This window comes from Lysobacter arenosi, assembly GCF_016613475.2.
GTDB lineage: Bacteria > Pseudomonadota > Gammaproteobacteria > Xanthomonadales > Xanthomonadaceae > Lysobacter_J > Lysobacter_J arenosi.
The window spans coordinates 3867687-3880475 of the sequence record NZ_CP071517.1 but is presented as its reverse complement, the minus strand read 5'-3'; the positions used below and the strand labels follow the sequence as shown (position 1 = coordinate 3880475).

The following is a 12789-nucleotide window of genomic DNA, read 5'->3' as shown; positions in this document are numbered from 1 at the left end:
ACCTGGGCTGCGGGGAGAGAGCTGGATTACGGCAATCGGGACTTTCTTATTTAGATCATCGGTGCCGGGGTGGCCGGCATTGCAGCGGCAACGGCCTTCTTGACCGACTTGCGACGGGCCGCCTTCTTCTTGGCAACCTTCTTCACGGCCTTCTTGGCGGCCGACTTGCGGGCACCGGCCTTCTTGGCGGCCTTCTTGGCAACCTTCTTGACGGCCTTCTTGACGGCCTTCTTACGGGCGGTCTTCTTGGCTACGGCCTTCTTGGCAACCTTCTTGGCGACCTTCTTGCGAGCGGTCTTCTTGGCTGCTGCCTTCTTGGCGACCTTCTTGACGGCCTTCTTCACTGCCTTCTTGCGGGCAGCGACCTTCTTCACGGCCTTCTTGACGGCCTTCTTGACGGCCTTCTTCACTGCCTTCTTGCGGGCGGCTACCTTCTTGACAGCCTTCTTGGCTACCTTCTTGGCAGCTTTCTTGGCAGCGGGCTTCTTCTTCGCAGCTTTCTTCATGGCCATGGGATGGCTCCTCGTCAGTGGTTGATCAGAGATTGATCAGTGGTCTTGCAGGTCTATAAAGCCCAGTAGAACTTGCTGAACTAGTCGGGTGCGTCCAGGCCGATGGAGCCGGTCTGTGCGCGCCCGGGCCGCGGGAGTCGGACCCGCGTGCAGCCGCCGACACGCAACGCGCGCCGGTACGGATGAGGCGCCCGCCAAGCGGCGGGCAAACAAAAACCCGGACCGCCGAAAGCGAGCCGGGTTGGATGAAACTCGATACCTGCGCCTTTGCGAAAACCCGTTTCGCGAAGGAAACGATCCCTGCTTCCACCGTGTCGACTGCCCGGTCGGAGGTTCGTTTTGTACCGCGAGTTGTTTCTTTGTTCGTACTCACTCGCTTCCGCAGGAGACGTCTGCTGGGCGAAACCTAATCACGCTTTTTCATACTGTCAACACATTGGCCGATTTTTTTTTGGGCCGGCGTGGCACCCGGCCCGGCCGGTCGCCGCCGTCGGCGGCGCGTCGCGACGCGCGTGCTTCGCGCGACGATCGCCGGGCTCGCCAGAATGTTTTTCTGAAACTGCTTTATTTAAGGGGTTTGCGAAAACAGAAACTGGTGCATGCGCAATCGACGGCGAACTCGCACGGCTTCCGCATGCCGATCGAAACGCGCTCCGCGGTCGGGCAAACGCCCCCTGTCGGAAGGTGCATCGAGGCGCTCCGGTTTCGCGTCGCACAAGCCGATTTGCGCGAAAGTGCGCGAACTTTTCCGGCACCCGCCGACCGCACTGCGGTGTCGGTCGAAGCAGTTCGGAGTCGTCGACGACGCATCGCTCGAGTTCGCTCGGCTGCTTCGACGCACCCTGTCGCCACCGTCGTCGAGGTGCGCTCGACGTCCTGCGATGCCGGTTCGCGGCAGCGCCGACATGCGTTCGGGAAGTCGGTGCGAGTGCAGCGATGGCATGGCGCCGCCGACTACGAATCACCTCATCGTCACTTTCCGAACTCGATCGGAAGGCCGCGCCCCGAAACGCAAACCGGCCGCACATGGCGGCCGGTGGCGGGATCGGTCGTGCATCGCACGACCGCCTGTTGCTCGCCACGCCCTGCGGGGTGGCGAGGCGGTGACTCAGTTGTCTTCTTCTTCGAGCAGCTCGGCGTAGTCGTCCGGCGCCAGCAGCTCGTTGAGCTGGTCGGGTTCCTCGATGGCGACGGTGAAGATCCAGCCTTCGCCGTAGGCGTCCTCGTTGATGGTCTCGGGCTTGTCGGCGAGCGCCGCGTTCACCGCGGTCACCTTGCCGGTCACCGGCGAGTAGACGTCGGAAGCGGCCTTGACCGACTCCACCACGGCGCAGGCGGTACCGGCTTCGACGCGGTCGCCGACATTCGGCAGCTCGACATACACCAGGTCGCCGAGCAGGCCCTGTGCGTGGTCGGAGATGCCAATCGTGACTTTGCCGTCACCTTCGACGCGTGCCCACTCGTGGGACTTCATGAACTTCAGATCGCCGGGAATTTCACTCATGACTGGCCTCGAACTTTGCGGGGGCTGCTTGGGGACGGCGCCTAGTTTACCGACGCGGAAGCAACATGCGAGAGGTGGGGGACGAACGGATCGGCCCGGCGAGAATCGTGCCGATCACAGCGGTGCCCATCAAAGCGGTGCCGGGTCGACGAGGAAAGGCGCACGCCCGCTGATCAGCGCATCACGCAGGTCGTCGATGCGGTCCTGCCCCCAGAACGGTTCGCCGTTGAGCACATAGCCGGGCAGGCCCGGCAGGTCGGCGGCGATCGCATCGGCGGTGTTGCGCGCGTAGGTCACCTCGACGGCGTCTTCCGCCGCCTGCGCCATCACGCGCTTCGCATCGACACCCTGCGCGGCGAGCAGCCCGGCGACCACGTCGGGGTCGGCCAGGTCCTGGTCGTTCGCCCACAGCGCGCGGAAGGCGGCGTCGGCGTAGTCGGAAGGATCGTGACCGGCCTCCACCAGCGCGATCAGGCAGCGGTCGGCCAGGGCGATGTCGACCGGCCAGAACTTCGGCTTGAGGTTCAGCGGCAGGCCGCGCCGGGCGCGCCAGCGTTGCAGCTCGACCAGGCGGTAGCGCTGCCGCGCCGGTGCACGCTTGCCCAGCGGCAGGCCGCCGTTGGCATCGAACAATTTGAAGATCCTGATCGGCCTATGCACGAGGGTGGCGCCGCATTCGCGCGCCACCTGGCGGATGGCCGCATGCCCGAACCAGGCATACGGCGAGATCAGGCTGTAGTAATAGGTGACCGTCGCGCTCACCGAAGTCCCCTTCGCCGGCTCAGCCGAGCACGCCGTCCTGGGCCTTGCCGTCGCGCACGAACGGGAACTTGACCACGCGCACCGGCACTTCCTTGCCGCGGATGTCGACGCGGACGTTGCCGGCGGTGCCCAGCGGGATCTCGCCGGCCGGCACGCGCGCGAACGCGATCGCCTTGCCCAGCGTCGGCGAGAACGTGCCCGACAGGATCTCGCCCTCGCCGTTGTCGGTGAGGACCTTCTGGCCGTGGCGCAGCACGCCCTTCTCGTCCATCACCAGGCCGATCATCTGGCGCGGTGCGCCGGCGGCCTTCTGTGCCTGCAGCACGTCGCGGCCGATGAAGTCGCGGCCTTCGTCGAGTGCCACCGTCCATGCGAGCGCGGCTTCGTACGGCGTCACGTCGTCGTCCATGTCCTGGCCGTAGAGGTTCATGCCCGCTTCCAGGCGCAGCGTGTCGCGCGCGCCCAGGCCTGCCGGCTTGACGCCCGCGGCGAGCAGCTCGTTCCAGAAGGCGACGGTCTGGTCTTCCGGCACGACGACTTCGAAGCCGTCCTCGCCGGTGTAACCGGTGCGGGCGACGAACACGTCGGTGCCGCCCTGGGTGCGCGCCTGCGCGGCGGCGAACTTGCCGAGCTTGGCGACGGCGGCGCGGTCTTCCTCGCGCAGCAGGCCGAGCACCTTGTCGCGCGCGGTCGGGCCCTGCACGGCGATCATGCCGAAGTCGGGACGCTCGGTGACGCTCACGTCGAACGCCTTGGCCTGCTCGCTGATCCACGCCAGGTCCTTGTCGCGCGTGGCGGCATTGACCACCAGGCGGAAGAAGTCCTCGTCACGGAAATAAATGATGAGGTCGTCGATCACGCCGCCGCGCGGGTTGAGCATGCAGGTGTACAGCGCCTTGCCCGGCACCTTGAGCTTGTCGACCGAATTGGCGACCAGGCGGCGCAGGAACTCGCGAACGCGCGCACCCTTGAGGTCGACCACGGTCATGTGGCTGACGTCGAACATGCCGGCGTCGCTGCGCACCAGGTGGTGCTCCTCGATCTGCGAGCCGTAATGGATCGGCATGTCCCAGCCGCCGAAGTCGACCATCTTGGCGCCGAGGGCGCGGTGGGTGTCGTTGAGGATCGTCTTCTGGGTCATGGCTCGGGGGATCTGTCAGGGGCGAGCCCGCAATTATCACACCTGCGGCCGTGCGACTGCAGACCATGCTGTGGGGCATGGTGTGCGCGCTCTGGCGCCTGCCCGCTGCCCCTCCTACTCGGTCGAGCCTTCGTTGTAGCAGCGCACGCGGCTCGGGGCGACGCGGACGAACTTGCCGGTGGCCCGGTCCAGGCGCATCGCCCAGCGCGTGGCCGGGAGCATCTCCAGCTCGGCCGCATGAACGGCGCCGGTGTCGATGATCGCGATCAGCCCGGCGTCGTCGATGCCATCGCGCTGGCAGGTGGCGATGACCACCAGCTCGTCGCGGCGCAGGATCGGGTACGGCACCGCATCGGTGATCCGCCAGCGTGGCTCGTCACCGAGGCGATCGACGAACTCCGAGGCGAGCAGCTTCAAGGTGCGGTCTTCGGCGTCGTCGAGGGTGGCGATGCTGCGCGCACAGACTTGGCCGGGCTCGCTGCCGGAGCCGACACAGCTGCCAGTGTTGGACTTCAGTCCCTCCGGCCAGGGCGGCACGATCATGCCGACCAGGCTCGGTTCGGCCGCCGACACCGATGCGGTGATCGCTGCAGTTGCGATGAAAAACGACATCGCGAGCAGTAACGATCGACGCATCTCGTGCTCAGCCCGCGGGCTCGACCTGCAGGCTCATGCCGCGGCTGGCGGTGATGCGCACGGCCGAGCCTGCGGGCAGGTCGGGACCGGTCACTTCCCAGTACGCGTCGGCGATCTGCACGCGGCCGCGGCCGTTGACGATCGGCTGATCCAGCGGGACCACGCGCCCGACCAGGGCCTCGGCGCGGCGGTTGAGGTTGGGCTGGTCGCTGCCGCGCTCACGACCGCGAAACCAGGTCCGGTAGACCTGGATCGAAGCGAAGCTCAGCACTATGAACGCCGCAACCTGCGCCAGCACCGGGATGTCGGGGATCAGCAGCACCATCGCGAACACGGCCACGGCGGCAAAGCCCAGCCACAGCATGAACGCTCCAGGTGCCAGCGCTTCGGCCGCGAACAGCAACAACGCCACGACGGCCCAGGTGAACACATGCCAGTTCATGGATGCACCCCACTGCATGCTCAGCCTCCCACGCGCGGCGGCGGCGGCGCGACCGGTGCGCGCACCTGCTGGCGATCGAGCGCCTCCTTGGCCAGCTCGGCGATGCCGGCCAGCGAGCCGATCACGCCGGCCGACTCCATCGGCATCATCACGAACTTCTGGTTCGGCGCCTCGGCCAGCGCCTTGAACGCCTCGATGTACTTCTGCGCGACGAAGTAGTTGATCGCCTGCACGTTGCCCTGCGCGATCGCGGTCGAGACCATCTCGGTCGCCTTGGCTTCGGCCTGGGCGAGGCGCTCGCGCGCCTCGGCTTCGCGGAACGCCGCTTCCTTGTTGCCTTCGGCCTCCAGGATCACCGACTGCTTCTCGCCTTCGGCCTTGAGGATCGCCGCCTGGCGGAAGCCCTCGGCCTCGAGGATGTTGGCGCGCTTCTCGCGCTCGGCCTTCATCTGCCGTGCCATCGAATCGACCAGGTCGCGCGGCGGCTGGATGTCCTTGAGCTCGATGCGATTGACCTTCAGGCCCCACGGATGGGTCGCTGCATCCACCGCGACCAGCACCTTGGTGTTGATCTCGTCGCGCTTGGACAGCGATTCGTCCAGGTCCATCGAACCGATCGCGGTACGGATGTTGGTCATCACCAGGTTGAGGATGGCGATCTCCAGCGTCGCCACTTCATAGGCCGCCTTGGCGGCATCGAGCACCTGGAAATAGACCACGCCGTCGACCTTGACCACGGCGTTGTCCTTGGTGATCACGTCCTGGCTGGGGACGTCCATCACCTGTTCCATCATGTTGATCTTGCGGCCGACGCCGTAGACGATCGGGATCAGGAAGTGCAATCCGGGGTCCATCGTGTGGGTGTACTTGCCGAAGCGCTCGACTGTCCATTCATATCCCTGCGGCACCATCCGCACGGTCTTGAACAGCACCACCACACCTGCCAGCAACAGCACTACGGCCAGAATCGAACCCATGCTTTCCCCTCCCTGTCTGTGGGCCGAGTATAGGCCCAGACCACGGGAGCCCAGAGCATGGCGGCCACCGCCTGCGACGGTTTCGACGGTCGCCGCATCCAGACCAGTGACATGCCACTGAACCCCATACCCGCCAGCGCGCCCGCCCCCTGCCCGTCGACGCCGGCGTCGGGTGCCCCGCGCAGCAGTTTCGCCATCGACGTGCCCGACGCGCTGCTGGCGCGGGCGCGGGCCGGAGACCGCTCGGCGTTCGAGCAGATCTACCGCTGGTTCGAGCGGCCGGTGTTCAACCTGGCGTTGCGGATCCTTGGCGGCGCCTACGCCGGCGACCGCGAGGAAGCGGCCGAGGTGTTGCAGGAAACGATGCTCAAGGTCTACGGCAAGCTCGGCGAGTTCCGCGGCAACGGCAGCCCGTTCTGGGGCTGGCTGCGGCAGATCGCGGTCAACGAGGCGTTGATGCGGCTGCGCAGCCAGCGCCGCCACGTCCACGACGTGCCGCTGGACGGCGACGACCTGGTGATGGACCCGGGTCCATTGCCGACCGCCGCCGCCGATGCCGCGGCGCTGGGTCGCGCCCTGGCCCAGTTGCCCACCACCACCCGAAGCGTGCTGTGGCTTTACCACGCCGAGGGCTACACCCACGAGGAGATCGCGGCGCTGATGCAGCGCACGGCGAGCTTCTCCAAGTCGCAGCTGGCACGCGGCGGACGCCGCCTGCGTGAGCTGCTCGAACCCGATCAAGCTGGAATGAACCAGGAGAAGGCACATGCCTGATGCCGACCGCCCCCGCATCCCGATGCCTGGCGACCCGATGCCTGGCAACTGGAACGAAGCCTTCGCCGCGCTGCCGATCGAATCGCCCGGCACCGACGGCTGGCAGCGACTGACCCGCGCGCTCGATGGCGCCGCGGCGGACGCGACCGCCCGCCCCCGTCCTTCGATGCGCCGTCGTAACCGCTGGCCGATGTGGCTTGCCGCCGCTGCCGCCGTGTCCGCGGTGGCGCTGGTGCCGGTGCTGCGCGACCAGGATGGTTCACCGGTGTCGACGGGACCTGCGCAGATTGCCGTCGCACCGTCACCGTCTGCGTCGTCACCGACGCCGGCCGCAACGCCGGCAACGACCCTTGTCACGACGCCTTCGTCCGGCTCGACCGCCGTGCCCGAAGTCGCCATCGCCACGACGCAACCGGCCGAGCGCAACGTCGCAAAGCGCAAGCCGACCGGCACGCCGACACGCAAGCCGGCACCGGCGGCATCACCGCTTCCGGGTCGCAACGACAATGCCACCCGCGTCGCGAGCAGCGATGCCACCGCGACGACACCCGACCTGACCGCAGCCGCGCTCGCCAACCGTGCCGCCGAGATCCAGTCGCTGCAGGCCGAGTCGGCCCAGCTGGAGGCTCTGGTCGCGCTCGCTCGCGATTCACGCGTGTCCTCAGCCAGCGGCGCGGCGTTGGGTGTCGAACTCGACGAGCGCATCGGCCGCATCGATGCCTCGCTGTCGCAACCGGGCCTGGCCGACAGCGAACGCGCCGTCCTGTGGCAGCAGCGCGTCACCACGATGCGCGCGCTTGCCGAAGTAGAAACCACCCAGCGCTGGCTCGTCAGCCATGGCGAGCGCTACGACGGTGCCCTGGTCAGCGTCGACTGACTTCCATCCCTTTCATTGCAGGACTTTCAGCCATGACGCCGACCGATTCCATGAGTTCCCGCTCCAGCCTGCGCGCGCAGCGACGCGGGATGGCGATGTTCAAACCCACCGTGCTGGCGGCATCGATTGGCCTGTCCATTGGCCTGCTGTTCGCATTCGTCGCGACAGCGCAGACCACCGGCACCGGCGCCGCCGATGCCGCCAAGGCGAAGGAGCTGGCCGCGGCGCGCGAAGATCTCAGGCAGGCCGCCAAGCGCGTGGCCGAACTGTCGGGCGGGTATGACGTTGCGCGACAGATGAACCTCGAGCGCCGCTTCGAGCAGCGTCCGGTGATCGGCGTGGTGCTGGCGCCCGAGGCCAAGGTCGGCGTGCGCATCGCCGCGGTCACGCCCGACAGCGCGGCGGCCAAGGCCGGCCTGCGCAGCGGCGACCTGCTGACCACGATCAATGGCAAGCCGCTCGCCGGCAAGGACAGCGACCAGCGGCTGACGGCCGCACGCGCCCAGCTCGGCGACCTGGACACGCAGAAGGCGATCACCCTCGGTTATGAGCGCGATGGCAAGACCGCATCGGCGAAGGTCACCCCGCAGATCGGCGACCGCGTGTGGCTGATGCGCGATGGCAACGGCGGCGTGTTCGCCGGGCGCGGCGAAGGCATGGACGGCCCGCTGATGTGGACGCCCGATGGCGAAGGCGCACAGCCGCGACCGATGCCCCTGCCGCTGATCTCGCCGGAGGTTCGCACCGAGATCATCCGGATGGGACCGACCGGCGACTGCAAGGGCGCGGACTGCCGCCTGCCGCTGCTGGCCGAGACGTTCCGCTGGAGCGGATTGAACCTGGCCGCCGTCGACGGCCAGCTCGGCCGCTATTTCGGCACCGACCACGGCGTGCTGGTGGTGAGCACCGGTCCCGAGCTCGACGGCCTGCAGGCCGGCGACGTGATCCAGCGCATCGACGGCAAGGACGTGAAGACGCCGCGCGAAGCGATGGCGGCATTGCGCGACAAACCGGCCGACAGCAAGGTCGGCGTGACCTATCTGCGGGATCGCAAGAGCGCCACCGCGCAGATCACCGTGCCCAGGACCGCGATGCTGCGCCTGCCGCCGGTGCCACCTGCACCGCCGGCACCACCGAAGGCACCCGTTGCGCCGAAGGCACCGGCTGCGCCGAAGCCGCCGGCACCGCCGCAGGCGCTGGAGATGCCGGCACCGCCTGCGCCACCCGCAGCACCCGCACCGCCGGCACCGCCGACGTTCTCGTTGCTGCTGTAGAGAATTCGCGGTCCGAAGACCCGGCAATGAATCGCCGAGCGTCGTCCGCCGGGTCGGGGATTGCGCAGCAGCGGGACATGGATGTCCCGCGTCAACGCAGACTCACATCGACGAAGGCTCGACCCACTTCTTGAACACCGCGTCGATCTTCGCGTCACCGACCTTCTTGCCGTCCTCCAGCTGCGAGGCCTGCTCGAACAGCGGCATGATCATCGCCATGCCGTCGATCTTCGTCTTCAGATGCACGCCCGGCGCCTTGCCGAGGAAACCGTCCCAGCGCGCGCGCACCTTGGCCCAATAGCCGTTGGTCGCATCCCAGTACTTGTAGGCCGGCGCGAAGTCGACCTCGGTGGTCTTCTGGTAATCGTTGAAGCCGAACTCGCGTGCCAGCTCGACCTGTGAACCGTCGGGCTTGCGCAGCACCTTGGTGTTGAACTGCTCGTGGGTCCAGCCCATCGGCGTCAGCGTGTGGCGATTGACCGCGCTGATGGCGTTGTAGTCGTGGCGCTGCGTGTACTCGCGACGCGGCAACGGACGCCAGCTCAGGTCGCTGGTCCACGTGGCCACGCCGTTGTCGTAGGTCCATGCGCCGGTGCCACAGTAGCGCGGCGCGTCGCTGACCTCGTACACGCACTGGGTCCAGGCACCGCGCGTCAGTTCCGCCGGAACCGGGGCGCACCTGCCAGGTCTGCTCGGCGGTGAACTCGAAGCGCGTGGCCGCCTCGTACGTCCAGTCCTGGCGCCAGTGCTTGGTGACGTGGCCGCTCTTCTCGTCCACCAGGATGTGCTGCAGCACGACCCTGGTCGGCGTGTCCTCGACGACGATCACGACCTCGTTGCCGCCGCTGCGCATCGCCGGGTGACGCTCGTAACCGGGCTGCAGCAGCACGGTCTCATCGAAGGCGAAGTCGACGATGTACTCGCCCTTCATCGCAAGGATCGAAGCGCGGTCGCGCGCGGTGTCGGTCGCCGCCGGCGCGGCGATGGCCTGCATCGGCAGCACGGAGAGGACGGAAAGCAGAAGCAGGTGCGGGCGCATGTTCATGGCTGGCTCTGTGTGAAGTTGAAAGGAATTTCGTGGCGCCGGCTGCATCACCAGCTCACGCTCAGGCTGACGCCGACGTTGCGGCCTGGGCTGGTGTAGCGATCGAGCACGGTGCTGGTCGCGGCCTGCTGGCTGGCGATCGTTCCGGCCTCCCAGTACTTGCGGTCGGCGAGGTTGAACACGCCGGCGTTGAACTCGGCGCCAGGCGCGAAGGCCCAGTGGCCGAGCAGGTCGAACACGCCGTAGCCCGGAGTCTCGAAGCGCCCTGCCACCGGCAGCTCGTCGTCGCGTCCGGCAAAGCGACCGGCCAGTTCGACGCCCCAGCTGTCGCGGTCGTAGGCGATGCCCAGCGATGCCCGCAGCGGGTCGATCGACTCCAGCGGCGTGCCGGTGTCGCGATCCTCGCCCTTTGACCAGGCCGCCGAACCGCGCAGCGACCATCCCGCCAGCGCCTCCGACAGCGCGCCCAGGTCGACGCCGGCGCGTGCTTCGGCGCCGTAGATCTCGGCGTTGGCGACGTTCTGCGACTGGAAGACGATCAGCCCCTGCGCATTGGTGCCGGTATCGCGCAGCGATTCGATGAAGTCGTCGTAACGGTTGTAGTAAGTGGAGAACTCGGCGAACACGGCCTCGTTGGAGAAGCGCACGCCGAGCTCGACGCCATCGCTGGTCTCCGGCTTGAGATCCGGATTGGGGACGGCGGTGTAGCCGAACTGCAGGTTGGTGAAGCCTAGGTTGACGTCGTTGTAAGGCGGCGCACGGAAGCCGTGCTGGTAGCCACCGAACAGCGACCAGTCCTGGGTGAAGTGCCAGACCGCGCCGAGCTTCGGCGACACGCTGGTCTCGGTCATGTCGACCACGCCCAGGCCCGGATTGTCGGCGGCATAGATCGGGTCGATGCTGGAGTCGAGATCGAAGTGGTCCACGCGCAAGGCCGGAATCAGGCGGAGCTGGCCGTCGGCGAAGGAGATCTCGTCCTGCACGTAGAGCGCCGCCAGCGTGGTGGTGCTGGTCGGGAAATCGCGCACCGGGAACACGTCGGGCAGGATCGCGTTGCTGACCGCACCGGTGGTCAGGTTGATCGAGCGGCCGTCACGCTTCTGCCTGAACTCCGTGTCGGTGTACTCGAAACCGTAAGTCAGGCTGTGCTCGACACTGCCGCTGCTGAAGTCCTTGTGCAGCACGGCCTCGGCGCCGACCAGGCGCTGGTCGAAGTTGAACTCGCGCTCGCGACGCGTCGGGTTGGTCACCCGGCCGGTGCTGCTGACGGTTTCGCGCAGCTCGAAGGTCTTCTGCGTGGTCTCGCTGTCCTGGCGATAGACCTGCCACTGCAGCGAGTCGACCAGCGCCGAATCGATCGAGTCGACTTCGTGCGCGAACGAGACACGGGCCCGCGTCTGCGTGTCGTCACCGGTAAGCGAGGTGGTGCGGGTGCGCGGCGTGGTCGGCGGCGAGCCCGGCGGCAGCGCTGCCAGCACGCGCGAGGTCAGCACGTCGGTGTCGACCTGGTCTTCGTTGCCTTCGACGGTGAGCTTGAAGCGCTGGTTCCCGCTCGGTGCGAACACCAGCTTGGTGAGCAGGCTGCGGCCGTCGTAATCCTGCGGGTTGGCGGCGGTGCGGCTGGCGCCCTCGCTGCGGTCCTCGCCCATGGTCTCGGTTTCCTGGCCCTGGTGATGGTTCACCGCGACCAGGCCCGACCAGCGATCGCCACCGAAGGCGGCAGTGGCCGCGCCGAACAATCCATCGTCGGCGCCTTCGTAACCGAGCTTGAAACCAAAGTAGGCGTCCTTGCCCTCCTCCAGATAATCGGAGGGATCCTTGGTTGCGAACGCGACCACGCCGCCCAGTGCATCGGAGCCGTACAAGGCGCTGCCCGGGCCACGCAACACTTCGACGCGCTTGAGCGTGTCGAGGTCGACGAAGTTGCGGTTGGCGGTGGAGAAGCTGCCGATCGAGAACGCGTCCGGCACAGCGATGCCGTCGGTCTCGATGCGGACGCGGTTGCCACCCAGGCCGCGGATGCGGATGTCGCCCAGGCCGAAGCGGCCGGTGCCGGTGGTGACGGTGATGCCTGGCTCGTAGCGGAACAGGTCCTTGAGGTTGCGCACCAGTTCGCGGTCCATCTGCTCGCGGTCGATGGCGGTGACCACCGACGGCACGTCGTCGAGCGCGCGCTCGGTGCGGGTGGCGGTGACGACGATGCGGTCGAACTCGCTGGTGACACCGGACGCGGCTGCGGCGCCGGTCAGCGTCGCGGAGGGTTCGGCGCCGCTGTCGGCGGCACGGGCATGGGCTGGCAGCGCCAGCATGAGGGCCACGGCGAGGGTGGTCGGGACAAACTGGGTCGAAACGGGATGCATGGACACGGGCTCGAGTGATTGTCGAGGCGTGCTGGCAGCCGTTCGGACGGCGGGCTTGCGGGCCTTGGAGAGAGACGTTGAGTGGGAGCGGCAGCATCCTTGCCGTCCGCCTTCGCGCACCACCCTCCCCAGGGCGGCGACGCGGCATGCCGGCGCGCCCGGATTCCCCGGGGCGCGCCGATCGGTGATCTGTTGGATTACTTGGTGAGGATCAGCTTGTCGTTGCGCGTGTGGCGCAGGCGATAGACCTCGTCGCCGTGGCGGATCAGCACTTCGCGTCCACCGCGCAGCAGGTCATCGCTCTCGACCAGCGAGGCGGACAGGGTCAGGCCCGGAGCGGCGAGTGAGATCGGCGGGACGAGGGGCGCGGAACGGTCGGAACGTGGCTTCAGCTGCAGTGGTTGGCGCAGAGACATGTTCGTGGCTCGGTCGGGGTGACGCGAGTAATGATAATGATTCTCATTACTGCGTCAACACCCGAGCGG

The 12789-nt window shown here is 67.4% G+C and carries 12 protein-coding genes and 1 pseudogene; 4 read left to right on the top strand and 9 right to left on the bottom strand.

Translation table 11 applies throughout. The annotated features are described in order from the left end of the window. Positions 1-108: 108 nt before the first annotated feature. Positions 109-537, top strand: a complete 429-nt coding sequence (locus HIV01_RS18210; RefSeq protein ID WP_245157020.1) for a hypothetical protein — start codon at positions 109-111, stop codon at positions 535-537. A 1083-nt stretch (positions 538-1620) separates the two neighbouring features. On the opposite strand, the gene gcvH is transcribed toward HIV01_RS18210, so the two are convergent. From gcvH to HIV01_RS17735, 6 genes are all read right to left on the bottom strand, one after another. Further along, positions 1621-2016, bottom strand: coding sequence for a glycine cleavage system protein GcvH (gene gcvH, locus HIV01_RS17760; RefSeq protein ID WP_200604203.1), 396 nt, complete (start codon positions 2014-2016; stop codon positions 1621-1623). A 129-nt stretch (positions 2017-2145) separates the two neighbouring features. Then, entirely contained in the window at positions 2146-2778 is a 633-nt protein-coding gene (locus HIV01_RS17755; protein ID WP_200604202.1) for a 2-hydroxychromene-2-carboxylate isomerase, read from the bottom strand. Positions 2779-2797: 19 nt separating this feature from the next. Continuing rightward, complete coding sequence (gene gcvT, locus HIV01_RS17750) at positions 2798-3919, bottom strand: glycine cleavage system aminomethyltransferase GcvT (protein ID WP_200604201.1); 1122 nt, start codon at positions 3917-3919, stop codon at positions 2798-2800. A gap of 114 nt (positions 3920-4033) precedes the next feature. Then, positions 4034-4555 carry a hypothetical protein gene (locus tag HIV01_RS17745; RefSeq protein ID WP_200604200.1) on the bottom strand — a complete coding sequence of 174 codons (522 nt, stop codon included), beginning with the start codon at positions 4553-4555 and terminating at the stop codon, positions 4034-4036. A gap of 7 nt (positions 4556-4562) precedes the next feature. Next, positions 4563-4997, bottom strand: a complete 435-nt coding sequence (locus HIV01_RS17740; protein WP_200604199.1) for an NfeD family protein — start codon at positions 4995-4997, stop codon at positions 4563-4565. A gap of 20 nt (positions 4998-5017) precedes the next feature. Beyond that, positions 5018-5974: an SPFH domain-containing protein gene (locus HIV01_RS17735; RefSeq protein ID WP_200604198.1), complete on the bottom strand. Its 957-nt coding sequence runs from the start codon at positions 5972-5974 to the stop codon at positions 5018-5020. 57 nt (positions 5975-6031) lie between these two features. On the opposite strand from HIV01_RS17735, the gene HIV01_RS17730 reads away from it, so the two are divergent. From HIV01_RS17730 to HIV01_RS17720, 3 genes are read left to right on the top strand one after another with little or no spacing between them, the layout of a single operon-like run. Next, a complete protein-coding gene (locus tag HIV01_RS17730; protein WP_245156866.1) occupies positions 6032-6748 on the top strand; it encodes an RNA polymerase sigma factor in 717 nt (238 codons plus the stop codon). Then, a complete protein-coding gene (locus HIV01_RS17725; protein ID WP_200604197.1) occupies positions 6741-7625 on the top strand; it encodes a hypothetical protein in 885 nt (294 codons plus the stop codon). The genes HIV01_RS17730 and HIV01_RS17725 overlap by 8 nt, the downstream gene beginning before the upstream one ends. A gap of 50 nt (positions 7626-7675) precedes the next feature. Further along, a complete protein-coding gene (locus HIV01_RS17720) occupies positions 7676-8899 on the top strand; it encodes a PDZ domain-containing protein (protein ID WP_200604196.1) in 1224 nt (407 codons plus the stop codon). 102 nt (positions 8900-9001) lie between these two features. On the opposite strand, the pseudogene HIV01_RS17715 reads toward HIV01_RS17720, so the two are convergent. The 3 genes and pseudogenes from HIV01_RS17715 to HIV01_RS17705 form a co-directional block, all read right to left on the bottom strand. Continuing rightward, a pseudogene (locus HIV01_RS17715) lies at positions 9002-9893 on the bottom strand (DUF6607 family protein). Positions 9894-9991: 98 nt separating this feature from the next. Continuing rightward, a complete protein-coding gene (locus HIV01_RS17710; protein WP_200606233.1) occupies positions 9992-12304 on the bottom strand; it encodes a TonB-dependent hemoglobin/transferrin/lactoferrin family receptor in 2313 nt (770 codons plus the stop codon). Positions 12305-12501: 197 nt separating this feature from the next. Further along, complete coding sequence (locus tag HIV01_RS17705; RefSeq protein ID WP_200604194.1) at positions 12502-12720, bottom strand: hemin uptake protein HemP; 219 nt, start codon at positions 12718-12720, stop codon at positions 12502-12504. Between the last annotated feature and the right edge of the window lie 69 nt (positions 12721-12789).

Bases quoted from the DNA above. Each gene is read 5' to 3' on its own strand.
- HIV01_RS17740 (WP_200604199.1), bottom strand. From the start codon at position 4,997: ATGAACTGGCATGTGTTCACCTGGGCCGTCGTGGCGTTGTTGCTGTTC.
- gcvT (WP_200604201.1), bottom strand. From the start codon at position 3,919: ATGACCCAGAAGACGATCCTCAACGACACCCACCGCGCCCTCGGCGCC.
- HIV01_RS17735 (WP_200604198.1), bottom strand. From the start codon at position 5,974: ATGGGTTCGATTCTGGCCGTAGTGCTGTTGCTGGCAGGTGTGGTGGTG.
- HIV01_RS17745 (WP_200604200.1), bottom strand. From the start codon at position 4,555: ATGCGTCGATCGTTACTGCTCGCGATGTCGTTTTTCATCGCAACTGCA.
- HIV01_RS17725 (WP_200604197.1), top strand. From the start codon at position 6,741: ATGCCTGATGCCGACCGCCCCCGCATCCCGATGCCTGGCGACCCGATG.
- HIV01_RS17705 (WP_200604194.1), bottom strand. From the start codon at position 12,720: ATGTCTCTGCGCCAACCACTGCAGCTGAAGCCACGTTCCGACCGTTCC.
- HIV01_RS17730 (WP_245156866.1), top strand. From the start codon at position 6,032: ATGGCGGCCACCGCCTGCGACGGTTTCGACGGTCGCCGCATCCAGACC.
- gcvH (WP_200604203.1), bottom strand. From the start codon at position 2,016: ATGAGTGAAATTCCCGGCGATCTGAAGTTCATGAAGTCCCACGAGTGG.
- HIV01_RS17720 (WP_200604196.1), top strand. From the start codon at position 7,676: ATGAGTTCCCGCTCCAGCCTGCGCGCGCAGCGACGCGGGATGGCGATG.
- HIV01_RS17710 (WP_200606233.1), bottom strand. From the start codon at position 12,304: ATGCATCCCGTTTCGACCCAGTTTGTCCCGACCACCCTCGCCGTGGCC.